Annotated in this window: 23 protein-coding genes; 11 read left to right on the top strand and 12 right to left on the bottom strand. The window is 69.3% G+C overall.

Going from position 1 to position 23,784, the window contains the following annotated elements; genetic code table 11:
* Window positions 1–117 precede the first annotated feature (117 nt).
* From ACIQI8_RS09380 to ACIQI8_RS09365, 4 genes are read right to left on the bottom strand one after another with little or no spacing between them, the layout of a single operon-like run.
* On the bottom strand, window positions 118–1,395 hold the full coding sequence (locus tag ACIQI8_RS09380; RefSeq protein WP_402346499.1) for a putative T7SS-secreted protein: 1,278 nt from the start codon (window positions 1,393–1,395) through the stop codon (window positions 118–120).
* A 47-nt stretch (window positions 1,396–1,442) separates the two neighbouring features.
* Window positions 1,443–1,742: a WXG100 family type VII secretion target gene (locus tag ACIQI8_RS09375; RefSeq protein WP_402346497.1), complete on the bottom strand. Its 300-nt coding sequence runs from the start codon at window positions 1,740–1,742 to the stop codon at window positions 1,443–1,445.
* Window positions 1,743–1,765: 23 nt separating this feature from the next.
* Window positions 1,766–2,806, bottom strand: a complete 1,041-nt coding sequence (locus ACIQI8_RS09370; protein ID WP_402346495.1) for a hypothetical protein — start codon at window positions 2,804–2,806, stop codon at window positions 1,766–1,768.
* Window positions 2,794–3,456 carry a hypothetical protein gene (locus ACIQI8_RS09365; RefSeq protein WP_402346493.1) on the bottom strand — a complete coding sequence of 221 codons (663 nt, stop codon included), beginning with the start codon at window positions 3,454–3,456 and terminating at the stop codon, window positions 2,794–2,796. The genes ACIQI8_RS09370 and ACIQI8_RS09365 overlap by 13 nt, the downstream gene beginning before the upstream one ends.
* Window positions 3,457–3,778: 322 nt before the next feature.
* On the opposite strand from ACIQI8_RS09365, the gene ACIQI8_RS09360 reads away from it, so the two are divergent.
* Window positions 3,779–4,654, top strand: a complete 876-nt coding sequence (locus ACIQI8_RS09360; RefSeq protein ID WP_402346491.1) for a serine protease — start codon at window positions 3,779–3,781, stop codon at window positions 4,652–4,654.
* A gap of 104 nt (window positions 4,655–4,758) precedes the next feature.
* Here the strand turns inward: ACIQI8_RS09360 and ACIQI8_RS09355 are convergent, their stop codons facing one another.
* Window positions 4,759–4,989 carry a hypothetical protein gene (locus ACIQI8_RS09355; protein WP_123997256.1) on the bottom strand — a complete coding sequence of 77 codons (231 nt, stop codon included), beginning with the start codon at window positions 4,987–4,989 and terminating at the stop codon, window positions 4,759–4,761.
* A gap of 440 nt (window positions 4,990–5,429) precedes the next feature.
* Between ACIQI8_RS09355 and ACIQI8_RS09350 the strand changes: the two genes are divergently transcribed.
* The 6 genes from ACIQI8_RS09350 to ACIQI8_RS09325 all read left to right on the top strand — a co-directional run bounded on the left by ACIQI8_RS09350 (window position 5,430) and on the right by ACIQI8_RS09325 (window position 12,741).
* On the top strand, window positions 5,430–7,550 hold the full coding sequence (locus tag ACIQI8_RS09350; RefSeq protein WP_402346490.1) for a type IIA DNA topoisomerase subunit B: 2,121 nt from the start codon (window positions 5,430–5,432) through the stop codon (window positions 7,548–7,550).
* A gap of 516 nt (window positions 7,551–8,066) precedes the next feature.
* Window positions 8,067–8,591, top strand: coding sequence for a DUF1453 domain-containing protein (locus ACIQI8_RS09345; RefSeq protein WP_402346488.1), 525 nt, complete (start codon window positions 8,067–8,069; stop codon window positions 8,589–8,591).
* Window positions 8,588–9,739, top strand: a complete 1,152-nt coding sequence (locus ACIQI8_RS09340) for a sensor histidine kinase (RefSeq protein WP_402346486.1) — start codon at window positions 8,588–8,590, stop codon at window positions 9,737–9,739. The genes ACIQI8_RS09345 and ACIQI8_RS09340 overlap by 4 nt, the downstream gene beginning before the upstream one ends.
* Complete coding sequence (locus ACIQI8_RS09335) at window positions 9,736–10,422, top strand: response regulator (protein WP_402346484.1); 687 nt, start codon at window positions 9,736–9,738, stop codon at window positions 10,420–10,422. Before ACIQI8_RS09340 ends, ACIQI8_RS09335 begins: the two co-directional genes overlap by 4 nt.
* A 163-nt stretch (window positions 10,423–10,585) precedes the next feature.
* Complete coding sequence (locus tag ACIQI8_RS09330) at window positions 10,586–11,152, top strand: DUF485 domain-containing protein (protein WP_402346482.1); 567 nt, start codon at window positions 10,586–10,588, stop codon at window positions 11,150–11,152.
* Entirely contained in the window at window positions 11,149–12,741 is a 1,593-nt protein-coding gene (locus ACIQI8_RS09325; RefSeq protein WP_402346480.1) for a cation acetate symporter, read from the top strand. Before ACIQI8_RS09330 ends, ACIQI8_RS09325 begins: the two co-directional genes overlap by 4 nt.
* 84 nt (window positions 12,742–12,825) lie before the next feature.
* Here ACIQI8_RS09325 and ACIQI8_RS09320 read toward each other — a convergent pair whose 3' ends face one another.
* Window positions 12,826–13,518, bottom strand: a complete 693-nt coding sequence (locus ACIQI8_RS09320) for a response regulator (RefSeq protein WP_402346478.1) — start codon at window positions 13,516–13,518, stop codon at window positions 12,826–12,828.
* A 161-nt stretch (window positions 13,519–13,679) separates the two neighbouring features.
* On the opposite strand from ACIQI8_RS09320, the gene ACIQI8_RS09315 reads away from it, so the two are divergent.
* The 3 genes from ACIQI8_RS09315 to ACIQI8_RS09305 all read left to right on the top strand — a co-directional run bounded on the left by ACIQI8_RS09315 (window position 13,680) and on the right by ACIQI8_RS09305 (window position 16,533).
* Window positions 13,680–14,495 carry an ABC transporter ATP-binding protein gene (locus ACIQI8_RS09315; protein ID WP_402346476.1) on the top strand — a complete coding sequence of 272 codons (816 nt, stop codon included), beginning with the start codon at window positions 13,680–13,682 and terminating at the stop codon, window positions 14,493–14,495.
* A complete protein-coding gene (locus ACIQI8_RS09310) occupies window positions 14,485–15,351 on the top strand; it encodes an ABC transporter permease (RefSeq protein ID WP_402346474.1) in 867 nt (288 codons plus the stop codon). Before ACIQI8_RS09315 ends, ACIQI8_RS09310 begins: the two co-directional genes overlap by 11 nt.
* A 120-nt stretch (window positions 15,352–15,471) precedes the next feature.
* On the top strand, window positions 15,472–16,533 hold the full coding sequence (locus ACIQI8_RS09305; protein ID WP_402346472.1) for an ABC transporter substrate-binding protein: 1,062 nt from the start codon (window positions 15,472–15,474) through the stop codon (window positions 16,531–16,533).
* A 54-nt stretch (window positions 16,534–16,587) separates the two neighbouring features.
* Here the strand turns inward: ACIQI8_RS09305 and ACIQI8_RS09300 are convergent, their stop codons facing one another.
* The 4 genes from ACIQI8_RS09300 to ACIQI8_RS09285 all read right to left on the bottom strand — a co-directional run bounded on the left by ACIQI8_RS09300 (window position 16,588) and on the right by ACIQI8_RS09285 (window position 21,300).
* The gene (locus ACIQI8_RS09300; protein ID WP_402346470.1) at window positions 16,588–17,268 is read right to left on the bottom strand and encodes a response regulator; all 681 of its coding nucleotides are present in this window, start codon (window positions 17,266–17,268) and stop codon (window positions 16,588–16,590) included.
* Complete coding sequence (locus ACIQI8_RS09295) at window positions 17,265–18,929, bottom strand: ATP-binding protein (protein WP_402346468.1); 1,665 nt, start codon at window positions 18,927–18,929, stop codon at window positions 17,265–17,267. The genes ACIQI8_RS09300 and ACIQI8_RS09295 overlap by 4 nt, the downstream gene beginning before the upstream one ends.
* A 119-nt stretch (window positions 18,930–19,048) precedes the next feature.
* Window positions 19,049–19,990 carry a sucrase ferredoxin gene (locus ACIQI8_RS09290; protein ID WP_402346466.1) on the bottom strand — a complete coding sequence of 314 codons (942 nt, stop codon included), beginning with the start codon at window positions 19,988–19,990 and terminating at the stop codon, window positions 19,049–19,051.
* Window positions 19,991–20,043: 53 nt separating this feature from the next.
* Window positions 20,044–21,300: a citrate synthase gene (locus ACIQI8_RS09285; RefSeq protein ID WP_402346464.1), complete on the bottom strand. Its 1,257-nt coding sequence runs from the start codon at window positions 21,298–21,300 to the stop codon at window positions 20,044–20,046.
* 109 nt (window positions 21,301–21,409) lie between these two features.
* Here ACIQI8_RS09285 and ACIQI8_RS09280 point away from each other — a divergent pair, with 109 nt between their 5' ends.
* The gene (locus ACIQI8_RS09280; RefSeq protein WP_402346462.1) at window positions 21,410–22,609 is read left to right on the top strand and encodes a citrate synthase/methylcitrate synthase; all 1,200 of its coding nucleotides are present in this window, start codon (window positions 21,410–21,412) and stop codon (window positions 22,607–22,609) included.
* An 80-nt stretch (window positions 22,610–22,689) separates the two neighbouring features.
* On the opposite strand, the gene ACIQI8_RS09275 is transcribed toward ACIQI8_RS09280, so the two are convergent.
* The gene (locus ACIQI8_RS09275; RefSeq protein WP_402346460.1) at window positions 22,690–22,929 is read right to left on the bottom strand and encodes a hypothetical protein; all 240 of its coding nucleotides are present in this window, start codon (window positions 22,927–22,929) and stop codon (window positions 22,690–22,692) included.
* A gap of 271 nt (window positions 22,930–23,200) precedes the next feature.
* Complete coding sequence (locus tag ACIQI8_RS09270; RefSeq protein ID WP_402346458.1) at window positions 23,201–23,752, bottom strand: DUF6082 family protein; 552 nt, start codon at window positions 23,750–23,752, stop codon at window positions 23,201–23,203.
* Window positions 23,753–23,784: the final 32 nt, after the last annotated feature.

Here is a 23,784-nt window from a genome sequence, read left to right as displayed (position 1 = left end):
GTCCGGGCGAACGGGGATGATGTGGGCCGGCCGCACGGACACGTCCTTGTGCCTGACGCACCTTTTGAGCACGGGCACTGTCAGGGTTTCCCGCTCCCCGCTTGACGGGCTTGAACCTCACCACTGCGACCCCAGACCCGCTGCCGGGGCGGTCATGTGCCCCTTGGCGCTCGTATACGTGGACGAGAACTCATCGCCGAGCCTGCCGCCGAAGTCGAGGGCAGTGCTCGCGCCCCAGCTTGAGCGGGCGACTCCCAGGTGACGACCCGCTTCGCTTGCAGCAGTGTCCAACCGGGCATTGCCGGGGTACTGGTTCCGCCACCGGAGGATGTCCTTCACCTGCTTCGACGTGCCCCGGTCCCCGAAGGCGAGGACCTTCTCCTTGCTCGTCAATACAGGCAGAGGCTCGTCCCGTACCTGCCTGCCCGCAGTGCGTCCCATCGCGTTCTCGCGGGCCCGGTGCATCCGACCGAGCCGACCGCCACCTCGTCGGCTGGCCGCGTTGGCGCGCGTGGCCGCCCGCCTCGCCTGCGCTCTGGCCAGCCCCTGCGACAGGCTGCGAGCCTCCTTCTGCAGGCTCTTGACGGCCTTGGCCGCCTTGACGCCGTTACGTGCCATTTTGAACGCCGCGATGTCGGTGAGGACGTCGAACCAGGAACCGTTGCCTGTTGTCACCTGAACGAGGTGGATCGCCATGACGATGCCAGTGAGGAGAGCCGCCAGGGCACCAACTGCTGGAAAGAAGATCGCGATGATGGACAGCACGGTGGTGATGTCGCTCAACCACTCGCCCAGGTCTCCCAGCCAGTCCCCGCCGGCCCAGGCCTTGAAGTCGTTCCACCCACTGTCTTCCATGTCGTCGTCGATTGACGACCGGATCTTGCCTGCGTAGTGGTCCGCGCGCTCGCCGTAGAACGACACCGCCGAGTTCAGCTTCCGGCGAGCCGTCTCAAGGCGCTCCTTGGCCTGCGTGACAGCCGGATCCGCGGACCCCGTGCGTTTGTCGGACTTATCGGAGCTCTTCTTTGCGTCATCGTCCGGCTCATGGGCGTCGAGGACACGTTGCGCGTCCTTGGCATCATCCAGAGCCCGATCGGCCTTCCTCTGGGCGGTCTCCAGGTCATCCGCCCAACCGTTGAGGTGCCCTTTCACCTTGCGGTAGCGATCCTCGGCCAGGTCAAGCCTGCGCCCGAGGCCGCGCGCCTTGTCGCCCAGCTCGTCCGCGTACTTGCCCTTGAGGCCGTCGCAGTCCGCGATCGCCTGCATGGCGGCGGCCTGCGTACGCAGCTTCTCGGCCATCTTCTTCATGTGCATGACCTCGCGCCGGATGCCTTCCGGATCACCCGGAACGGGATCGGCCTTTGCGAGCGGCGCCCAGTCAGCCGGCCGCGCCATGGATGCTCCCCCTGAGGAATGCCGTCAGTCCGTGTACGCCCAAGGCGCTACTTCTTCCCTCCGCGGCCGGCGTCGGCGAGGTCGTCGTCGAGCGACTTGAAGGCGTCGCTGGTCGTCTTGATCATCTTCCCGATCTCCTGGATCTCCTCGACCAGCCGCTTGCGGTTCCTGTCCCAGTTGTCCACGAAGTCAGCCGTGGCGCTCTGGACGCGGCTGTCGCCGAGCAGGGACCTGATGTCCTGCTTCCAGTCCACCAGGCCCTTGAACTCTCGGTGGATCTGCGCGAGTTGCTTGGCGCTCGTGGACAGCAGATCGTAATCGACCTGCAGGTCCGATCCCTTCGGCATATGTGCTCCCCGTGTTGGACCCGTCAGCGGTTGACGGCCTGGATCTCCTGGACCACGACGTCCTGGGTGGCTCCGAACGTGCCGTCGGGCAGGTCGCCGCCCGCTTCGCCCGAGCCCGTCCAGTTGATCTTCCAGGTGACGGTGGCCTTGAGCGGGTAGGTGCCATCGCCCGAGGAGCGCAGGTACTTCGCCCCGCACGGCGGGGTCTCGTTGGCCTTTCCCTTGGCGTAGGACTCGCCTAGGGAACCATCGGCCCTCAGCCGGCACTCGCCGGAAGCAGGGTAGGTGACGGCGTCGTCAGTGCCCGGGTCGATCTTCAGCAACACTGGCTCCGCGGTCGCCGTGGCGTAGGCGCCCAGCAAGGGGACTCTCGCTGTCACTGACACCGGCTTGAACCTGGCCGCTTCAAGCCATGCCCAGGTCGGGAGGTTGACCTTCGTCGAGCCGGCCGGGGCAAGCTTCACTGTTGTCGATGGCACTCGGATCTCCGCGTAGGCCAGTTCGGCAAGCACTTTGGGGGTGACTGCCTGTGGAGCGTCGGCGGGCGGATGTTGGCCCTTGGCCACCCAGAAGATCGACTTGCTACACGTCAGAGACGCCGGGTCGCCTTCTCGTCCCGGTGTGACATGCCTGTCCCACCAGTAGCCCTTGTCGGCGTTCTCCTTGTTGAAGTCCTTGTAGGGATGTCCGTTGACGTACCGCTCGCGCTGCGAGGCGTCCCATTCGTAGCCCGTCGACTCCTGCGCCCAGATCCGCTCCATGTACGCCTTGAGGCTGCCAGGGGTATAGGTCGGGGAGTAGTAGCAGGCTGGCGGTGTCCACGTGGTGGTCGAGGCGACTGGGCCTGCGGATTGGTCGAAGCCGTTCTTGGAGCGGTCGAAAACGACCGCTCCGGCTTCGACCGCAACTTTGTCCCCGCTGCTGTCGGCCGCCACATCGGTGTCGGTCTCACGACTTCCGTCCCCAGAGGTGATGCCTGCCCAAGCACTCGATGCTTTCAGCGTGACGAGAGCCGCAGTGAGGGCGAGGATGCCGAGCGCTCGTCCTGCTTTCACGTCAGGCACTGCTTCGCTCCGGCCGTGGAAATGATGCGCGAGGTCTGCCAGACGCCGGCGCCGTTCTTCTCCAACCGGGTGTTGTAAAGGACGTAGTTATCGTCGGAAGCGGCGGTGACCTTGGCCTTGTTGCTCTTGAGGTCCTTGGCGTATCCCCTGCTCTCGTCGGCGCAGAACACGACCGAGGCCGCCCTGGCACCGTTGACTGTCACGGTCCGGTCGTAGTACCGGATCGCACCTGTCATGCCGAGGTTGGCCTTTTTGAACTTCCCCACCCAGATCACGGCAGCTTGCAGCGCCCTGCCGGTGTCGTAGAACTTCAGCGCCTCCTTCTTGGGATCCGTCCCTGCGATTGCCGCGTTGACGGCACGCATGCGTTCGGCGCTGTCAGCGAGTACGGCGTCCTTGATGGAGCTGCCCGTCCTCCCGCCCTCGAACGTCATGGTGAGGTCCGACGGCAGATTGATCTCGGGGCGACTGGCGGCTGTCGAACGGGACGCACTTGCCGGCGCCGAGGACGGCGAGTCGTCTCCGATGGCAGCACCGGCGATCTTGTCGGTGCCCTTGGAGCTGTCGTCACCGCTCCCGCAGGCGGAAAGCGACAGGGCCGCGACAGCGGTCAGCGCGGCGGCTGCGAGCAGGGTGGGCCGGCGATTCACGGATGGCTCCCGGTGAGGCGATGGTTCTCACGAGTTGCCAAAGCTATCGATTCGATCTGTTGGGCACCAAGTGTGATCGCGTCAGCAAGAGTCGGCCAGCTGCATATATTGACGCGAGTCTCCGCCGAGCATCAATTCATATGTTCGCTATTTCGTAACGCAATGCTGCAGGCGAACATAGATCTGTCCGTCGAATGAGAGCCGCTCGCCGGTCTGCGTCAGTGCGAAGAGCTGGGCCTTCTCATGCTGTCGCGCAGGTGCGCCGCGCCGCCGCTTGGATGACTCTGGGTCTCCAGTGACCACCCCAGAGTGAGGAACGTGCATGCGCCGTCCTTTTGTCCGGGCCCTTGCCCGGCCGTTGGTCCTTGTGGCCGCGGCGACCGCAATACCACTGCTGTCGGCGGCCTCGGTGGCCGCCGACGACATCGTCGTGGGAGGTTTCCCGGTCGACGTGTCCGAGAGTCCGTGGACGGTGGCGCTGTCCAGCCGTGACCGGTTCGGGGGTACCCGCGCGGGGCAGTTCTGCGGCGGAGTGGCGGTCGGTCCTACGACCGTGCTGACCGCGGCCCACTGTCTCGGCGACGACGTTCTGGGGGCGCCGCCTAACAGAGCGCGCGACCTCAAGGTCATCACCGGCCGTACGGATCTGCTGTCGAACCAGGGGCGGGAGATCGCGGTGCGCGACACCTGGGTGAATCCGGACTACGACAGTGGCACCAATGCGGGGGACTTCGCTGTGCTCACCCTCGCCGAATCCGTCCCGCAGAGTTCGGTGGTCAGGGCGGCGGCCGACGGCGATTCCGCCTACGCGCCGGGGACGAGTGCCGTCGTCTACGGCTGGGGCGATCTCACGGGTGGCGGCGACTATGCGCGCAGTCTGCGGGCGGCGCGCGTGCACGTGCTGCCGGACGCCCAGTGCGAGCGGGCCTATCCAGGCAGTTCGGACGGCGCTTATGCCGCCGACAGCATGCTGTGCGCCGGCGAGACGGCGGGCGGGCCGGACGCCTGCCAAGGGGACAGTGGAGGGCCGCTCGTCGCCCAGGGGAAGCTCATCGGACTGGTGTCCTGGGGGAGCGGTTGCGGCCGTGCGGGCAGTCCTGGCGTCTACACGCGGGTGTCCGCCGCCGTACGGGCCCTGGAAGGGCGTGGAGGGGGTGCCGGGTCAGCGGGCCCCGGGCGGGCCGCTGACGGCGGCTGAGGGCCTTTGCGCGAAAGAGCGCGGGCGGTGTGGCCCCTGTGGAAGGGGTCACACCGCCCGTCGACCGGCCTGTGCCGGAGCTGGCTCGTCGTGGACGCGAGTTGTCAGCGCTCTTCTTCGTTGGAGGTTGCCGGCACAGCCGTCAGCCGCTCCGTCTCGTCCTGTATCTCAGCGGCGATCTTCTTGAGTTCCGGCTCGAACTTGCGTCCGTGGTGGGCGCAGAAGAGCAGTTCACCGCCGCTGAGCAGGACCACGCGTACGTACGCCTGGGCGCCGCAGCGGTCGCAGCGGTCAGCGGCCGTCAGCGGGCTCGCGGGGGTCAGAACAGTAGTCACGTCGCCTCTTCTCTAGCTCGACGAGCTGTCGTACCAGGGTCAACATCCAACCAGCCCCAAAACGTTCCCGCTCAGGGCTTTCCCTCGAAAAAATCTTTCGAGGCCGGCTGTCTGCTGCCGGTTGGCGGCGAATGTGCCGTATTGCGTGTCTGTGTGTCTTACGGGTTCGCACGGTCTGTCAATGTCTGTCCTCCCGGCTGGGTTGCCGGTTGTTCTTGAGGACGTGCCCGGAGCCTAAATGGTTCATGCCCCGAAGGGAACGTGATATGTACTTCACTCCATCGAGGGATCGAACACTCATGCGACTCTGGACTAGTGTGAACTCAGACGAGGGTGGCGTTACAACGGCTCTACCAGGCCTGGGTACCCTCTTGGCGGCGACCGAAGCCGCGCCCTTACCCCAAAGGGCCCCACTTGAAATTCAGCGAGGAGCGAACCGCGTGACCGCCGAGACGTCCGTGCCGTCCACAGCGCTGCTGGCAGCAGACCGGGACGGTTCCAACTACACCGCGCGGCACCTGCTCGTCCTCGAAGGACTCGAGGCCGTGCGCAAGCGCCCGGGCATGTACATCGGCTCCACCGACAGCCGCGGTCTGTTGCACTGTCTGTGGGAGATCATCGACAACGCGGTGGACGAGGCCCTCGGGGGCTACGGCGACCACATCGACGTGATCCTCCACGACGACGGCTCCGTCGAAGTGCGGGACAACGGTCGGGGCATCCCGGTCGACGTCGAACCCAAGACCGGCCTCTCCGGCGTCGAGGTCGTCATGACCAAGCTGCACGCCGGCGGCAAGTTCGGCGGTGGCTCCTACGCCGCCTCCGGCGGTCTGCACGGTGTCGGCGCGTCCGTGGTGAACGCGCTGTCCGCCCGCCTTGACGTGGAGGTGGACCGCAGCGGCCACACGCACGCCATCAGCTTCCGGCGCGGTGTGCCCGGCGCCTTCGCAGGCAACGGCCCCGACGCCAAGTTCGAGGCCGCCAGCGGACTGCGCAAGACCAAGAAGGTGCCCAAGAACCGCACCGGCACGCGCGTGCGCTACTGGGCCGACCGCCAGATCTTCCTCAAGGACGCCAAGGTCTCCCTGGACACGCTGCACCAGCGCGCCCGCCAGACCGCCTTCCTGGTGCCCGGCCTGACCATCGTCGTCCGTGACGAACTCGGTCTCGGCGAGGGCGGCAGCAAGGGCGAGGAGTCCTTCCGCTTCGACGGCGGCATCAGCGAGTTCTGCGAGTACCTGGCCACCGACAAGCCCGTCAACGACGTGCTGCGCCTCACCGGGCAGGGCACCTTCAAGGAGACCGTCCCGGTCCTCGACGACCACGGCCAGATGACGCCCACCGAGGTCACGCGCGAGCTCGGCGTGGACATCGCGCTGCGCTGGGGGACCGGCTACGACACCACCCTCAGGTCGTTCGTCAACATCATCGCCACGCCCAAGGGCGGCACCCACGTCGCGGGCTTCGAACAGGCGATCACGAAGACGATGAACGAGGTGCTGCGTGCCAAGAAGCTGTTGCGCGTGGCCGAGGACGACATCGTCAAGGACGACGCCCTCGAAGGTCTGACCGCCGTCGTGACTGTCCGACTCGCCGAGCCGCAGTTCGAGGGCCAGACCAAGGAGGTGCTCGGTACCTCGGCGGCCCGCCGGATCGTGACCAACGTCGTCACCAAGGAGCTCAGGGACTTCCTGACCACCACCAAGCGCGACGCGGCCGCACAGGCCCGGGTCGTCATGGAGAAGGCCGTCGCCGCGGCACGTACGCGTATCGCGGCCCGCCAGCACAAGGACGCGCAGCGCCGCAAGACGGCTCTGGAGTCCTCGTCCCTGCCCGCGAAGCTGGCGGACTGCCGCAGCGACGACGTGGACCGCAGCGAGCTGTTCATCGTCGAGGGAGACTCCGCGCTCGGCACCGCGAAGCTCGCCCGGAACTCCGAGTTCCAGGCGCTGCTGCCGATCCGCGGCAAGATCCTCAACGTCCAGAAGTCGTCCGTGACCGACATGCTCAAGAACGTCGAATGCGGCGCGATCATCCAGGTCATAGGAGCCGGCTCGGGTCGTACCTTCGACATCGACGCGGCCCGCTACGGCAAGATCATCATGATGACCGACGCCGATGTCGACGGCTCCCACATCCGCACCCTGCTGCTGACGCTCTTCCACCGCTACATGCGGCCCATGGTCGAGGCGGGCCGGGTCTTCGCCGCGGTGCCACCGCTGCACCGCATCGAGCTCGTCCAGCCGAAGAAGGGCCAGGACAAATACGTCTACACCTACTCGGACCGCGAGCTGCGCGACAAGCTCCTGGAGTTCCAGAGCAAGGGCGTCCGGCACAAGGACTCCATCCAGCGCTACAAGGGTCTTGGTGAGATGGACGCCGACCAGCTGGCCGAGACGACGATGGACCCGCGCCACCGGACCCTGCGCCGGATCAACCTCTCCGACCTGGACTCCGCCGAGACGGTCTTCGACCTGCTGATGGGCAACGACGTGGCCCCGCGCAAGGAGTTCATCTCCAGCTCGGCGGCGACGCTGGACCGGTCGCGCATCGACGCGTAGTCGCTGCGCTGGGCTTTGGCGGGGGAGCGGGGCGGAGTCGGGCCGGGAGTGGTTGGCGTTCGGCCGGGAGCGGTTGGCGTTCGGTCGGGAGTGGGTGGCGTCGGGTTGGCAAGGTGGGGTGGCTCGACGTCAACTCACACCTGTCGGCGACGACGGAGGTGGGCCAGGACAGGAGTGTCGGGCGTGGCCGCGGTGTCACAGCTGAGCGGTAGCGCTGTTGCCGCTTAGGGCTCCGCTGCCTGGGGCCGGCCTGAGATCGGACGGGTGCCAGCGGAGGCAGGGCACCTGCAACCGTCTCTCGCGGCCTCGCGGCCTCGCGGCCTCGCGGCCTCGCGGCCTCGCGGCCTCGCGGCCTCGCCGCGCCTCGGTGCTCCACCCGTGGGTGGAGTCGGCCGGTGTCCAGGATCCACCCGTGATCCACCCCGGCTCCGATCTGCCGGCCCGTGAATTTCCGTAGCTTCGAAGACGTCGGCGGCGCTCGCTGCCGGAATCGTCTTCTCGCTCACGGAGGCTCTGATGTCCGGGCTGGTCAACGCGCTGGTGATCGTGGCCGTCGTATGTCTCGTGCTCGTGCGGCAGTTCCGCGCACAGCAGCTCGGCACCGGGAGGCGCTGGTGGCTGGTCCCCGTGGTGCTTGCCGTCGTGGCGGTGCGTGAACCCGGCATAGTCGACGCCCACCACCGCACCGAATCGGTCACCCTGCTCGCCGTCGAACTGCTCGTGGGTCTGGCCACCGGAGCCGGCTGGGCCTGGACCACCCGCATATGGGCGGAGCCGGACGGTGCCGTGTGGAGCAAGAGCACCAAGGCGAGCGTGACCGTCTGGGTCGTCGGCATCGCCCTGCGCGTCGGCCTCTTCGCGCTGGGTGCCGCCCTCGGCGTGCACCAGGACAGCTCCGCCCTGCTTCTCGCCCTCGCGGCCACCCTGCTGGTCCGCTCCGGGATCCTGGTCTGGCGGGCCCAGTCGTTTGCCCCGACGGCCGGTGTGGCCACGGCGTACGGTGACCGCATGGTCCGGCCCGCGCGGAAGGAGCGCGTGTGACGCGGAACTCCTGGTCGAGCTGGCCCTCGCCGGAGGCTCTCGGGCGCAACGGGCTCTCCAGGCCCCGGCGACTGCTCGCCTGGGTCGTGCGGGGGCTCGTGCTCGGCATCCTGTTGTGGGGCGCGTTCACCAGCAGCCACGAGCACGGTTGGGCCGTGGCCGCTGGCATCGGGGTGGTGATCGTCGCGGCCGGGCTGGCCTGGCTTCTGTACCGGACGACGCTCCAGCACAGGTTGGTGCCGTCTCTGGTGTCGCTCGCGCTGTTGCAGGGCGTCGGCGTCGTCGCCCAGGCTTCCGGTTTCCGGACGCTCGGTCTCGTGCTGTGGTGCGGCTGCGCGGTCGCCGGCCTGGAGCGGCTGCCCCTGAGGGTGGGAGTGCCGGCCGCGGGAGTGGCGCTGGCGCTCTACGGGGTCATCAACAACGACAACCATCTGACGACGGTCGTCACCTGCGTCGGCCTCGGTCTCGCCGGCTACACCCTGCGGCTGGACGCAGAGGCCAGGGGCAACGCCCAACGGCTGCTCGCCCAGGAGCGGGCCGCCCGGGCGGCGGAGGCCGAGTCGGCGGCACTGGGGGAGCGGGCCCGGATCGCGCGGGAGATCCACGACGTACTGGCACACAGTCTTTCGGCGCAGCTGGTGCACCTGGAGGCGGCGCGGCTGCTGATCGAGCGGGGGGCCGACCGCCAGCAGATCCTCGACCGGGTCGTGGCCGCCCGCGGCATGGCCCGCGACGGACTCGACGAGACACGGCAGGCACTGTCCGCGCTGCGCGGGGAGATGACGCCCCTGGAGGACTTCCTGGGCCAGCTCGTCGGGGTGACGGCCGGGGCCGAGGTCACCATTACGGGTGAGCGCAGACAGCTGCCGGCCGAGGCGTCGCAGGCGGTGCGCAGGGTCGCGCAGGAGGCCCTGACGAACGTCCGCAAGCACGCACCGGGGGCGAAGGTGCGGGTCCGGCTCGACTACGGGGCGCACCAAGTGACGCTGGACGTGAAGGACTTCGGGGGTTCGCCGGGCGAACTCGCGGGCGCGGGGGGCGGGTACGGTCTCCTGGGCATGCGCGAGCGTGCCGAGCTGCTGGGCGGCTCGCTGCGGGCGGAGCCGGACGAGGAGGGGTTCGTGGTGACGCTGAAGGTGCCCGTATGACGGATGGGGCGGAGAAGCGGACCGCGCGGGTGATCGTCGCGGACGATCAGACCGTCGTCCGTGAGGGCATCGTGATGCTGCTGGGCCTGTTGCCGGGGATCGAGGTCGTCGGAGCCGCGGGGGACGGGGACGAGGCGGTGAAACTCGTCGCCGAACTCGCCCCGGACGTGGTGCTGATGGACCTGCGCATGCCGCGTTGCGACGGGGTGGAGGCGACGCGGCGCATCCGCGCGGAGCACCCCGGGACGCAGGTCGTGGTGCTGACGACGTTCGGCGACGACGACTCGCTGTTCCCGGCGCTGCGTGCGGGAGCGCGCGGCTACCTCACCAAGGACGCCGGAGGGGACGAGATCGTCCGGGCGGTGCACAACGTGCTGTCCGGGGACGCGGGACTGTCGCCGAGCATTCAACGGCGGCTGCTGGAGCGGCTGTCCGAGCCCGAGCCGCAGCTGGCCGAGGGGCCCGGCGAGCCACCGGACGGGCTTACCGCGCGGGAGACCGAGGTACTGGTGCTGATCGCGGACGGTCTCAGCAATCAGGAGATCGCCCGACGGCTGCACGTGTCCACGGCGACCGTGAAGACCCACATCAACAACCTCTTCGCCAAGACGGGCCTCAAGGACCGCGCCCAGGCGGTGCGTTACGCGTACGGCAAGGGGCTTGTGCGGCCACCGGCGGGTTAGGGCCTGCCTTTTCGGGTCAGGTCGGTGTCGCGGGGGCAGCTCGGCCAAGGCGCACCGCACCTCGCAGGCGACCTGATCAGAAAGGCAAGCCCTGGTCACCTGATGGGGTGAAGCGGATGGCGAAGAAGAGTCGGGGATCTTCCCGTTCTGTCCATGCTTGGGCATGCAGTCAAGCAACGGTCGTCCCCGCGGAGGCGGGGGTGGTCCCGAGAGTCCGGCCGGGCACCACAAGGGCAGTGCCCCGGCACCAGCACCCGAAGCGGTGAGGTACGACGACCCGTGGTACGACGCGTTGGCCTCAGGTTGGGGCGAGTCGGCCGGTGTCGGTGCGCCGGAGCCGGTGCCCGTTCCCGCGGTCGTGGCGCAGCGCAGGACGGGCGCGCAGGAGCGGATCGCCGCGGCCGACGTCTATCTCGAGGTGCAGCGCAGTGCGGCCTTCCAGGAGGTGCGCAGCCGGTACCGGAGGTTCGTGGTGCCGGGCTTCGCCGCCTTCTTCGCCTGGTACGTGGGGTACGTGGTGACCGCGACGACCGCGCCGGGGCTGATGGCGCGGCCGGTGGCTGGAGCGGTGAACGTGGCGATGGTCGCGGGGCTCGGACAGTTCCTGACCACCTTCGTGCTCGCCTGGGCCTACGCCCGCCACGCGCGGCTGCGCAGAGACCGTGCCGCGCTCGAACTGCGCTGGGACACCCAGGAACTGACCCGCGGCGTCCGGGGTGGTAGGTCGTGACGGGCAATCACCAGACGCTGGCGTTGCTGCTGTTCAGCGCGTTCGTCGCCGTCACCCTGGCGATCACGACGTGGGTGAGCCGCAACAGGCGTGGCTCCGCGGAGGAGTTCTACGCGGGCGGGCGGCTGTTCTCGCCCATGGAAAATGGTTTTGCCATCGCGGGCGACTACATGTCGGCCGCCTCCTTCCTGGGCGTCACGGGGCTCATCGCGCTGTTCGGCTACGACGGGCTGCTGTATGTGGTCGGCTTCCTCGTGGCCTGGCTGGTGGTGCTGTTCCTCGTCGCCGAACTGGTGCGCAACTGCGGGCGTTTCACGCTCGCGGACGTCATCGCGGCGCGGATGAGCGAGCGGCCGGTCCGGATCGCGTCGGGAACTTCCTCGGTCACCGTGTCCGTTCTGTACTTGGTTGCGCAGATGGTGGGCGCGGGCAGCCTGGTTTCGCTGCTGCTCGGCGGGACGAGCGCGGCGGCGCGGGCCTGGACCGTGATCGGCGTCGGCGCGCTGATGGTGATCTATGTGTCGTTGGGAGGGATGCGGGCCACCACCTGGATCCAGATCGTCAAGGCGGTTCTGCTGCTCAGCGGCACGGTCGCGCTGACCGTGCTGGTGCTGCTGCGCTTCCACGGCGACTTCGACCGACTGCTGCTGACGGCGGCCGAACGCAGCGGTCACGGGAACGCGTTCCTGGTGCCGGGGCTGAAATACGGCGGGGACTGGACGGCCCGCTTCGACTTCATCAGCCTCGGCCTCGCGCTGGTCCTTGGCACGGCCGGCCTGCCGCACATCCTGTCCCGCTTCTACACCGTGCCGACGGCCAAGGCGGCGCGCCGTTCGGTGCTCTGGGCGATCGGGCTGATCGGCGGCTTCTACCTGATGACGATCGTCCTCGGCTTCGGCGCGGCGGCGATCGTGGGACCGGATGCGGTACGCGGATCGAACGCGGCCGGTAACACGGCGGTCCCCCTGCTGGCGCTCGATCTGGGCGGCGGGGCCGACTCCACAGGCGGAACGGTTCTCTTTGCGATCGTGGCAGCCATCGCCTTCGCCACGATCCTGGCGGTGGTCGCCGGCATCACGCTCGCCTCTTCCGCGTCCGTGGCCCACGACCTGTACGCGTCCCTGCGGCGCAAGCACGCCAAGCCGCACAGCGAGGTGGCCGTGGCGCGGATCGCCGCGGCGGGCATCGGTGTCGTGGCCATCGCCCTCGGCCTGCTCGCCCGCGACCTGAACGTCGCCTTCCTGGTGGGCCTCGCCTTCGCCGTCGCCGCCTCCGCGAACCTTCCGGTGCTGCTCTACTCGCTGTTCTGGCGGGGCTTCACCACACGCGGTGCTGTGTGGGCCGTATACGGCGGTCTCGTCCCATCACTTCTGCTCGTGCTGCTGTCCCCGGTGGTGTCCGGCAGCCCCGAATCCCTGTTCCCCGGCGTCGACTTCCAGTACTTCCCCCTGGAGAACCCCGGCCTGGTCTCGATCCCGCTGGGCTTCCTCGCGGGCTGGCTGGGCACGGTCACCTCGGCCGAGGTCCCGGACGAGGCCAAGCACGCGGAGACCGAGGTGCGGTCGCTGACGGGCGCGGGGGCCGTGTAAGGGCGGCGCCTTCATGGCCGTAGCCACTCTGCTGTCGTAGCCGCTTCTTCGGCGTAGCCAAGGAATCCGTGCACCGGCCCGCGGTTACGGGGCCACCCACGCGTACAGGTGCTCCGGGCGGCCTGTGTCGCCGTATTTGAGGGTGAGGCGGAGGCGGCCGGCCTGTTCGAGGTGGCGGAGGTAGCGCTGGGCGGTGGAGCGGCTCAGGCCGGTCTCGGCGGCGACCTCGTGGGCCGAGAGGGGGCGGTCGGAGTGGTGCAGGACGTGGCAGATCAGGTCGGTCGTCGGTTCCGAGTGGCCGCTGGGCAGGCCGGGGGAGGACGGTACCGGCGCGGTGCGCAACGCGCCGAAGATGCGGTCGACCTGCTCCTGGCCGGCCACGCCCCGGCCGCCGACGCGGTCGACGGTGCGGCGCAGGGCGGCGTACGAGTCGAGGCGGGTGCGCAGGGCGGCGAAGGTGAACGGCTTGACCAGGTAGTGCAATGCGCCCAGCCGCATCGCGGCCTGCACGGTCGTCACGTCGCCGGCCGCGGTGATCATGATGACGTCGGTGGTGTGGCCCTGTTCCCGCATGCGGTGGACGAGTTCGAGGCCCGTCTGGTCGGGGAGGTAGTGGTCGAGAAGGACCAGGTCGATGGTCCCCCGCTGCACGCTGGCCAGGGCCTGGGCGGCGCTGTGTGCGCGGGCGGCGACCCGGAAACCGGGAACCTTTCCCACGTACTTGGCGTTGATCTCGGCAACGCGGAAGTCGTCGTCCACGACCAGGACGTCAATCATCGGGCCTCTTTCTGTCAAGGCCAGGCGGGCGTTAAGCCCATGTTTCGGCTCCGCTGTTGTAGCGCGAGCAAAACGAGCACAACAGGCCACAGGAAGCAAAAGAACGGCATGTGCCCACAAGGCTGATGCTGTGGTCCGCGCCACACCTACCGTCCCGGGCCATGAGCCCAGACACCAGCCCCGCCATCGAACTGCGGGGCGCGAGCAAGACGTTCCGGACCCCGTCAGGGGGACTGCACACGGCCGTCAACGGCCTCGATCTCACGGTCGGGCGGGGCGAGTTCGTGGCGGTCGTCGGCCCCACGGGCTGCGGCAAATCGACCACGTTGACCCTGGTCAGCGGGTTGGAGGAGCCCAGCGAGGGCGAGGTGCTGGTCGCCGGGGAGCCGGTGCGCGGCGTCGGTGACAAGGTCGGCTTCGTCTTCCAGCAGGACGCCACCTTCCCCTGGCGCACGGTCCTGTCCAACGTCATGGCTGGACCGCGTTTTCGCGGGGTGCCCAAGGCGGAGGCGAAGCAGAAGGCCCGCGAATGGCTGGCCCGGGTCGGGCTCAGCGCGTTCGAGGACCGCTACCCCCACCAGCTCTCCGGCGGCCAGCGCAAGCGCGTCGCGCTCGCCGCGACCTTCGTCAACGACCCCGAGATCCTGCTGATGGACGAGCCCTTCTCGGCGCTCGACGTGCAGACCAGGGCCCTGATGTCGGACGAACTGCTGGAGCTGTGGGAGGGCACCCGCGCCTCCGTCGTCTTCGTCACCCACGACCTGGAGGAGTCCATCGCGCTGGCCGACAAGGTCGTCGTGATGACCGCCGGACCCGCCACCGTCAAGCAGGTCTACGACATCGACCTGCCGCGCCCGCGCAAGGTCGAGTCGGTTCGGCTGGAGTCGCGGTTCATCGAGATCTACCGCGAGATCTGGGAGTCCCTCGGCGAAGAGGTCCGCATCACGCGCGAGAGGGGTGCCGCTCATGTCGCCTGACATTCTCAGCACGCCGGTGGTCGACACGGTGAAGACACCGCCCGACCGCGCGCACTCACGCGCGCGTGCCGCCCGCAGACGCAAGATCGTCGTCGCGGTCTTCCGGGTACTGCTCCTGGTCGCCGTCCTCGGCCTGTGGGAGCTGCTCGCCCGGACCAAGGCCATCGATCCGTTCAACTTCTCGATGCCCTCGAAGATCTGGGACCAGATCTACACCTGGCTGACCCACGGCACCGCACTCGGCTCCCTGGGCGAACAGATCTGGTACACGCTCTACGAGGCACTGCTCGGCTGGGTCATCGGTGTGGCCGCCGGTGTCGTGTGCGGTATCGCCCTCGGGCGGATCACCTTCCTCGCCGACGTACTTGGTCCATACATCAAGGTGCTCAACTCGATCCCCAGGATCGTCCTCGCGCCCATCTTCGTGATCTGGTTCGGCCTCGGCCCGGCCTCCAAGGTCGCCTCCGCCGTCGTCCTGGTGTTCTTCCCGGTGTTCTTCAACGCCTTCCAGGGCGCCCGCGAGGTCGACCGCAACCTGGTCGCCAACGCCCGCATCCTCGGCGCGAGCGACCGCAGGGTGACCCTTCAGGTAGTCATCCCGTCCGCCACCTCCTGGATCTTCACCAGCCTCCACGTGAGCTTCGGCTTCGCCCTGATCGGCGCCATCGTCGGCGAGTACATCGGCGCCACCAAGGGCATCGGCCTGCTCGTCGCGCAGTCGCAGGGCACCTTCAACGCGGCCGGTGTGTACGCCGCGATGGTCATCCTCGCCGTCGTCGCCCTCGTGGCCGAGGGGCTGCTCACCTTCGCCGAGCGCCGCATCTTCCGCTGGAAGCCGACCGGCTCCGACAGCTGACCCCGCGGCACGCACCCGCTGCCCTCGGCACGCACCGCTGCCCCAGCGGCCCGCCTCGCAGCCCGCCCCTCCCCGCGGCTGCCTCCCTCGTACCGCCCTCTCACAAGGACGTGAACCCTCATGCGCACAACCGCCAGATACGCCGCCCTGGCCGCCGCCGGCCTGCTCGCCCTCTCCTCCCTCACCGCCTGTGCCAATGACGCGTCCAGCACCGAGTCCACGGGCTCCGGGAGCAAGGGGGACGGCAAGGGTACGAAGGTCAAGATCATGGTCGGCGGTCTCGACAAGGTCATCTACCTGCCCGCGATGCTCACCCAGCGGCTCGGCTACTTCGATGCCGAGGGCCTCGACGTGGAGCTGCTGAGCGAGCCCGCCGGCGTGCAGGCCGAGACCGCGCTCGTCTCCGGCCAGGTGCAGGGGGCCGTCGGGTTCTACGACCACACCCTCGACCTGCAGACCAAAGGCAAGGCCGTGGAGTCCGTCGTGCAGTTCTCGCACGCGCCCGGCGAGGTGGAGATCGTCTCCAACAAGGCGGCGGACGACATCAGTTCACCCAAGGACTTCAAGGGGAAGAAGCTCGGCGTCACGGGCCTCGGCTCCTCGACCGACTTCCTCAGCAAGTACCTCGCCGTCAAGAACGGCGTGAAGGTCAGCGACTTCACCCCGGTGGCCGTCGGCGCGGGACCGACCTTCATCGCGGCGCTCCAACAGGGCTCCATCGACGCCGGCATGACGACCGATCCGACCGTCGCCACGATCCTGGACAAGAAGGTCGGCAAGGTCCTCATCGACATGCGGACGCCCGAGGGATCCCAGGAGGCGCTCGGCGGTCCGTACCCGTCGTCAAGTCTGTACATGCAGACGGACTGGGTGAACGGCCACAAGGACACCGTCCAGAAGATGGTCAATGCATTCGTCAAGACGCTCAAGTGGATGTCCACACACAGCGCGTCCCAGATCGCCGACAAGATGCCCGCCGACTACTCCCAGGGCAACAGCGTCCTGTACGCCAAGGCCATCCAGAGCACGCTGCCCATGTTCACCAAGGACGGCGTGATGCCCGAGAACGGCCCGGAGACCGTCGAGAAGGTCCTCAAGGCGTTCAACCCCAACATCAAGAACGCCAAGGTGGATCTCGCCAAGACATTCACTACGGAGTTCGTGGAGAAGGCGACGGGCTGACATCCGTATGTATGGAGGGCACGGTCCCTTCCCCCGCCCCCACCCGACCGTGTCCTAGGCGCGGGCCGCCCACACGTAACGGTGTTCCGGGCGGCCCGCGTCGCCGTACTTGAGCGTGAGCCGGGCCCGTCCCGTGCGCTCCAGGAGCTTCAGATAGCGCTGGGCGGTCTGCCGGCTCACCCCGGTCCGGTCGGCGATCTCCTGGGCGGACAACGGCCCTTCGGCGTTCATCAGGGACCGGCGCACCAGTTCCGCCGTGTTCGGGGAGTGCCCTTTGGGCAGCCCCGGCTCCGACGGGGCCGACAGCGCACCGAAGATGCGGTCCACCTCGGCTTGTTCCGCCTCGCCGCCGCCGTCGAGCGTGCGGCGCAGTTCCGCGTAGGCCTCCAGCTTGGCGCGCAGGCCCGCGAAGGCGAACGGCTTGACCAGGTACTGCAGCGCGCCGTGCCGCATCGCCGCCTGCACGGTCGACACGTCCCGGGCCGCCGTCACCATGATCACGTCGGTCTGGTGGCCGCGCCTGCGCATCTCCTGGACGACTGCCAGACCCGTCTCGTCGGGCAGGTAGTGGTCCATGAGGACGAGGTCCAGCCGAGGCAGCGCCTCCAGCTGACGCAGCGCCTCGGCCGCGCTGTGCGCCTCGCCGGCGACGCGGAAGCCCGGCACCTTCTCGACGTAGGCGGCGTTGACCTGCGCGACCCTCATGTCGTCGTCCACGACCAGGACATCGATCATCGCGACTCCTCCTCGGCGGACGTGTCCGCGGTTGCCGTCAGGGCCGGTTCCGGCTCGGCCAGCGCCTCCGGCAGAACGACGGTGAACTCCGCGCCGCCGCCGTCCGCCATGCCCACCGTCGCGCTCCCGCCCTGCCGTTCGGCGAGCCTGCGGACCATGGAGAGCCCGATCCCGCGCCTGCGGTGCGCGGGCGGCTCCTTGGTGGACCATCCGTCGGTGAAGATCAACTCGTGGTTCTCGGCGGGGATCCCGGGCCCGGTGTCGCGCACCCGGAGCACGGCGGTACGTCCCTCCGCGCGCAACTCGACCTCCACGCGTGCGTGCGGAGTGCCCGCGACGGCGTCGAGCGCGTTGTCGACCAGGTTGCCGACGATCGTGACCAGGCCCCTGGGGTCGATCAGCCGGTCGGGCAGCCGGGTCCGGTCGGAGACCCACAGGGCGACGCCCCGCTCGGCCGCGACGGTCGCCTTGCCGACCAACAGGGCGGCCAGCAGCGGGTCCTGGATCTTCTCGGTGACCTGCTCGGCGGTGGTCCGGTGGTCGCCGACCACCTCCCCGACGAACTCCACGGCGTCGTCGAACATCTCCAGTTCGAGCAGCCCCAGGAGCGTGTGCATGCGGTTGGCGTGTTCGTGGTCCTGCGCGCGCAGGGCGTCGATCAGACCGAGCGTCGAGTCGAGCTCCCGGCCGAGCTGTTCCAGCTCCGTGCGGTCGCGCAGGGTGGCGACGGCGCCACCGTCGTCGGTGGGCATCCGGTTGGCGACCAGGACGCGCTGGCCGCGCACGGTGAGCAGGTCGGTGCCGGTCACCCGGCCGGCCAGGATGTCGGCCGTACGTCCGCCGCCGAGGGCCTCGTCGGGGAGCCGGCCGACGGCTTGGGCGTCGATGCTCAGCAGGCGGTGCGCCTCGTCGTTCAGGAGCCGTATGCGGCCGGTGCGGTCCAGGGCGACGACGCCCTCCCGGATGCCGTGCAGCATCGCCTCACGCTCCGCCAGCAGCCCCGAGATGTCGGAGAAGGCCAGGTCGCGGGTCTGCCGCTGGACCCGCCGGGAGACCAGCCAGGCGGCCAGCGCGCCGACGGCCAGGGCGCCGCCGGCGTAGGCGAGCAGTCCCGGTATGGCGCTGAGCAGCCGGGCGCGCACGCTGTCGTAGGCGATGCCGACCGAGACCGCCCCGATGATCCGGCCGTCGGTGTCCCGCAGGGGCACCTTGCCGCGGGCCGAGCGGCCCAGGGTGCCGCTGTCGATCTCCATGACCTGCCGACCGGCCAGAGCCTGGCTGGGGTCGGTCGAGACGGTCCTGCCGATCTGCTTCAGGTCCGTGTGCGACCAGCGCACCCCGCGCCAGTCCAGCACCACGATGTACTCCGCGTTAGTGGCCTTGCGGATCCGCTCCGCCTCCGTCTGGACCGGTCCGTCGACGGTGGGGGCGGTGTTCTGCACGTCCTCCGCGATCTGCGGCTGCTCCGCGGTCGTCTGCGCGATGGCCAGCGCGCGGTGCATCGCCTCGTTGTCGAGCTGATCGCTCAGCGGCGCGAGAAACAGCCCGGTCGCGAGCACCGCGACCCCCGCGGCGATCGCCACCTGCATCAGCAGCACCTGCGAGAACACCCGCTTCGGCAGACCGAGGCGCAGGCGTCGTGCGGGGGGCGTGGGGCTCATACCCACGACGGTACGTGGACGTGTACGGACTGCCGTAGGGGGATGTGGTGTGGATCTCTTGATCAATACGTACGGCGACCGACTCGTCCGTACGGGACCGGCCCGTGTCCGCTACCGCCTCAACCCGCGAGCGCCGACGCCGTCATCTCGCGCACCGCCACCACATCCATCCGCGCGGGCGAGCCGAGGGCCGACGTGCCGCAGGTCTCCGGCCGCGGCGGCAGGGACGCGCCCTGGGCCACCAGCACCCGCCAGTGCCGCCCGTCCGTGTGCGCGACGGTCACCTCCCAGCGCGGCGCCGCGCCCGCCGTCCCCACGACACGCAGCACGTCCGCCGCGTCTTCGCGCGCGGCTCGGCGCACGGCCAGTTCGGCCGCCTGAGCGGGCCGCTCCCACGCGGAGCGCCCGCGGCATCCCTCCGTGACGATCCGGCCCTCCTGGGTGCTGTGCAGGATCTCCTTGACGGCATGGGCCTCGGCGCGGCCGTAGGCATAGCCGTACGGCAGGACGAGCAGCGTCGGCGAGAAGCGATGTCCACCCAGATGGGTGACCTCCCAGACGCCCTCCACCCCGGAGGCGGCGAGCTCGGCGGCCAGCGGACGGCCGAGCAGCGCGCAGCAGCGGTCGCGCTTGCCGTTGGTGCAGACGAGCGCGAGCGGGTCACCCTCATGAGGCCGCGCATCGAGCACGGAGTCGAACGTGCGCTGCTCGCCCCGGCCGAGCGCGGCGAAGTCGAGGTCCAGCAGCTCCTGCGGATCGCAGGTCGTCGCGGAGTGCAGCCAGGTGCGGCCGGGCACGGTGTGGGCCGCGTAGACCTGCCGCTCCGACGGCGTTCCGCAGTCCGCGTGCCGTCCGGGTCGGCGGATGAGCGCGACGCGGACGCCCGTGCCCTGGGCGGCCGTCTCCAACGCGCGGCCCAGTGCCGGATCCAGGTGGCTCGATGTGAGCGCCTTGGCGCCCCATGGGCCGGGCTGTTCCAGCAGCAGCCAGGTGCTCGCGGTCGCGGCGGTGCCCGAAATGGGCTCGTCGAGATCCCGGGAGACTGTTGAGCACGTACTCACAGAGGTGAGCCTAACCTGACTTGAACCAGGACGACTTCGGGCCCGCCTGTCGGCTACTCCGGTAGGGGTTGGGGCGGTTTCGGACCGACGTAGTGGCCGCTCGGGCGCATGCGCAGCGGGCGCTCGCCGTACTCCTCCAGGGCGTGCGCGATCCAGCCCGCCGTGCGGGCCACGGCGAAGATCGTCTCGCCCGCGGTGGCGGGCATGCCGGCGGACGCGGTGAGCACGGCGAGGGCCAGATCGACGTTGGCGTGCAGCGGGGTGTGCCGGGCGGTGACGGTCACGATGTCGCGGGCCGCGGCGAGGGCGGGCGCGGCCTTGGGGATGTCCTCCAGGAGGTCGAACAGGACACGCGCGCGTGGGTCCTCGCCGGGGTAGAGCCGGTGCCCGAGCCCCGGGATGCGGCGGCCGGCCCGCAGTTCGTCGGCGATCACGGGGGCCGCGTCGCCTTGGTCGAGGACGTCGAGCAGCAGCCGGTGGGCGAGCCCGCTGGCCGCTCCGTGCAGCGGGCCTTCGAGCACGCCGAGCCCGGCGGAGACGGCCGCGTAGGCGTGCGCGCGGGCCGACGCGGCGACACGCACGGCGAGGGTCGAGGCGGCGAGGTCGTGGTCGACGAGCAGGGCGAGCGCGGTGTCCAGCGCCCGCAGGGAGGCCTCGTCCGGGTCCCGCCCGCTCAGCCGTGCCCAGAGGCGGTCGGCCAGTGGCCCCTTGTCGCGGTGGCCGCGCCGGGCCGGTGGGAGGGCCGTGACGAGCGTCGGGATGAGGGTGCGCGCGGTGCCGAGCACGGCGTCCTCGGAGAGGTCGAAGCGCAGCGGGTCCGCGGTCGCGGCGGCGATCGCCGCGACCCTCAACCGGTCGGTGGGGCCCGCGTGTTCGGGCAGCGCGTCGACGGCACGGCGGGCCACGGCGACGGAGGCGTCGGGTGCCGTGAACTCGACGCCGGGGCGCAGTCGGCCCGTCCACAGCCACTCCGCGACCTCTTCGTAGGAGTGGCGCGTGGCCATCAGGGTGGCGTCGACGCCACGGAAGTAGTACCGGTCCGTCTCGATCAGCGTGATGCGCGTCCGGACGGAAAGCTCGCCTCCGGAACCCGAACTCCCCGCGCTCTCCCGTCTGTTGCGCCGGGCGAGCGTCTCCACCTCCTTGGCGTCGAAGGTGCTGCCCCGGCCGCCGGGCACGCGTCGGCTGCTGAGCTGACCGCGGCTCACGTACGCGTACACGGTCTCGGACTTCACGCCCAGCACTTCGGCGGCTTCCTTGGTGGTCAGTCGCCGTTCGGCGGGACCGGCGGCGGGTTCTTGATCGCGCATGGGGTCACCGTATCGGCACAAGGACACATGGACTGGATGTATTGACTGAATCAATATTGACAGAATTTCTGTCAAGCATGGACAGTCGAATCAAGTCCAGGGAGGAATCATGTCCGTCAACAGGTCAGCAGCCACCCCCGTCGTCCCCGTCAAGCCCGTCGAGTCCGCCGCGGCCATCAACGTGCCGCGGGGACTCGCCGGCGTCGTCGTCACCGACACCGAGATCGGGGACGTCCGGGGGATCGAAGGCTTCTACCACTACCGCCAGTACTCGGCCGTCGACCTCGCGAAGACCCGCGGCTTCGAAGACGTCTGGCACCTCCTCGTGCACGGTGAACTCCCGGACGCGGCACGGCGGACCGCCTTCACCGCCGAGACCGCGGCCCTGCGCCGGCTCCCGGACGAGGTGCGCGCGGCCCTGCCCGCCATCGCGGCGGCGAGCGGCCGGTCCGGACCGCTGGCCGGCCTGCGCACCGCGCTCTCCCTGCTCGGCGCGGCGAAGGGATTCCGGCCGGTGTACGACATCGACGCGGACGAACGCCGTCGGGACGCCGTGGTCGCCGCGGCGGCCGTGCCGACGTTGCTCACGGCGTTGCACCGGCTGGGTCGGGGACTCGATCCGGTGGAGCCGCGCGAGGATCTTCCCTACGCCGCCAACTACCTCTACATGCTCACGGGTTCGGAGCCGGATCCGGAGCGGGCCAGGGCGATCGAGCAATACTTGATCTCAACCATTGATCACGGCTTCAACGCATCAACCTTCACGGCACGTGTCATCGCGTCGACGGGTGCGGACGTGGCCGCGTGTCTCGTCGGGGCCGTGGGGGCGCTCTCCGGGCCGCTGCACGGTGGTGCGCCCAGTCGCGCGCTGGACACCCTGGACGCGATCGGCACCCCCGAGCGCATCGACGCGTGGATCCGCGACCGCGTTCTCGCCGGTGACCGCATCATGGGCTTCGGGCATCCCGTCTACCGCACGGAGGACCCCCGTTCGCGCATGCTGCGCGAGCTGGCCGAGAGCTTCGGGGGCCCGCGGGTCGAGTTCGCCGTACAGGTCGAACGGCAGGTCGAGGCGATCCTCGCGGAGCTGAAGCCCGGTCGAGAGCTCCACACCAACGTCGAGTTCTACGCGGGCGTGGTCATGGAACTCTGCGGCCTGCCCCGCGAGATGTTCACGCCGACCTTCGCGGCGGCCCGGGCGGTGGGCTGGAGCGCGAACATCCTGGAACAGGCGGCGGACTCGAAGATCATCAGGCCGGTGGCGCGGTATGTGGGGCCGGGGGCGCCGGTGGCGGTGCCGGCCGCCTGACGCATGGCAGGGGGCGACTCCACGTCGTGCCATGACAAAGGCCGGCCCGGAGCGGCACCGGACCGGCCTGTTGCGCATGATCAGGCGTCAGGGATGTCGGCCTTGGCCTTGAGCAGGGTCTCGCGCGTGATCACGACGATGCGTTCGTAGTCGGCGCGCGAGGCATCCGCGGGGAGTTCGGCGTCCAGTGAGTCCGTGACATCCGTCCCGATGATGGCGAAGCGACCGTCGGACAACTCGAAGATGTCCGGGCAATTGGCTCCGCCTGCGCTGCCTCGGTCGCGTGGAGATGCCCCAAGGCGACGGATGATCTGACTCACTGTTCTGTTTCCTTTGATCTCACGGTCCTGGGCCCGTGCGCTGCGGTCGTGCGGGCCGATGCCCCCTGAAGGCGGCTTCGACCAGTGAACCCCGCGCTGAGGGGCCCGCCGCACGGCCTGGAGAGGGTGCTGCAGCAGTTAAACCTGTGACATCTGCGAAAACAGAAGGTTTGCCACTTCGTTATTACTTGAACTGACTCACTCTTGTGGGGCTTGGTGCGGAGCGGGCGGGGTTGACGTATGAGAGGCGCTCGCACCAGTGCCGACCGTGTCACTCGGCGGGCGGCTCTCCCACGACCCACCACTCGTCTATGTCCGCCTCCTCCAGTTGGCGCAGCAGATCGTCGACCAGCCGTCCGAGCCTGGCCTCGTCGGAGTCGTCCGCGATGGTGGCACGTTGGTGCTGGCCCGCGTACCAGTACTCCCGGACGATCGGGTTCTGGAGCAGGCCGCGCACGAATCCGAAGAACTCCTCGCGGGTGATGTTGCCGACCCGGTAGGCGAAGACCTGATTCGTGTACAGGGCATTGGCGAAGAGGAACTGGCGCCTGCGCTCCGGGGACATGGACCCTTTGAAGACGTCGAGCACCTCGGCCAGTTCGGGATTGTCGATCGCCTTGCTCAACAGCTCCCAGTGGAGGCGCTGTTGGGTCGCGAGGTCGGAGCGGTGCTGCGCCTGTGCCGCTTGCTCCAGGTGGTCGAGTCGCATGCGCAGGGCATCGATCCTGCGGCGCTGTGCGACCAGGGCGGCGAAGGCGCCGGCCAGCAGACCGAGGCCTGCCGCGGTACCCAGTCCACCGGTCCTGGACTTCTGTGTGGCCATGTCAACCCCCGAATCAGGCGGCCGTTCCGCCG

The sequence above is a fragment of the Streptomyces sp. NPDC092369 genome (genome assembly GCF_044755245.1).
GTDB lineage: Bacteria > Actinomycetota > Actinomycetes > Streptomycetales > Streptomycetaceae > Streptomyces.
This window is presented reverse-complemented; position numbering and strand designations above follow the sequence as displayed.

Coding starts and splice junctions, on each gene's coding strand:
- ACIQI8_RS09380 (WP_402346499.1), bottom strand. CDS start 1,395: ATGGCGCGGCCGGCTGACTGGGCGCCGCTCGCAAAGGCCGATCCCGTT.
- ACIQI8_RS09375 (WP_402346497.1), bottom strand. CDS start 1,742: ATGCCGAAGGGATCGGACCTGCAGGTCGATTACGATCTGCTGTCCACG.
- ACIQI8_RS09360 (WP_402346491.1), top strand. CDS start 3,779: ATGCGCCGTCCTTTTGTCCGGGCCCTTGCCCGGCCGTTGGTCCTTGTG.
- ACIQI8_RS09345 (WP_402346488.1), top strand. CDS start 8,067: ATGTCCGGGCTGGTCAACGCGCTGGTGATCGTGGCCGTCGTATGTCTC.
- ACIQI8_RS09335 (WP_402346484.1), top strand. CDS start 9,736: ATGACGGATGGGGCGGAGAAGCGGACCGCGCGGGTGATCGTCGCGGAC.
- ACIQI8_RS09330 (WP_402346482.1), top strand. CDS start 10,586: ATGCAGTCAAGCAACGGTCGTCCCCGCGGAGGCGGGGGTGGTCCCGAG.
- ACIQI8_RS09320 (WP_402346478.1), bottom strand. CDS start 13,518: ATGATTGACGTCCTGGTCGTGGACGACGACTTCCGCGTTGCCGAGATC.
- ACIQI8_RS09315 (WP_402346476.1), top strand. CDS start 13,680: ATGAGCCCAGACACCAGCCCCGCCATCGAACTGCGGGGCGCGAGCAAG.
- ACIQI8_RS09310 (WP_402346474.1), top strand. CDS start 14,485: ATGTCGCCTGACATTCTCAGCACGCCGGTGGTCGACACGGTGAAGACA.
- ACIQI8_RS09305 (WP_402346472.1), top strand. CDS start 15,472: ATGCGCACAACCGCCAGATACGCCGCCCTGGCCGCCGCCGGCCTGCTC.
- ACIQI8_RS09300 (WP_402346470.1), bottom strand. CDS start 17,268: ATGATCGATGTCCTGGTCGTGGACGACGACATGAGGGTCGCGCAGGTC.
- ACIQI8_RS09295 (WP_402346468.1), bottom strand. CDS start 18,929: ATGAGCCCCACGCCCCCCGCACGACGCCTGCGCCTCGGTCTGCCGAAG.
- ACIQI8_RS09285 (WP_402346464.1), bottom strand. CDS start 21,300: ATGCGCGATCAAGAACCCGCCGCCGGTCCCGCCGAACGGCGACTGACC.
- ACIQI8_RS09280 (WP_402346462.1), top strand. CDS start 21,410: ATGTCCGTCAACAGGTCAGCAGCCACCCCCGTCGTCCCCGTCAAGCCC.
- ACIQI8_RS09270 (WP_402346458.1), bottom strand. CDS start 23,752: ATGGCCACACAGAAGTCCAGGACCGGTGGACTGGGTACCGCGGCAGGC.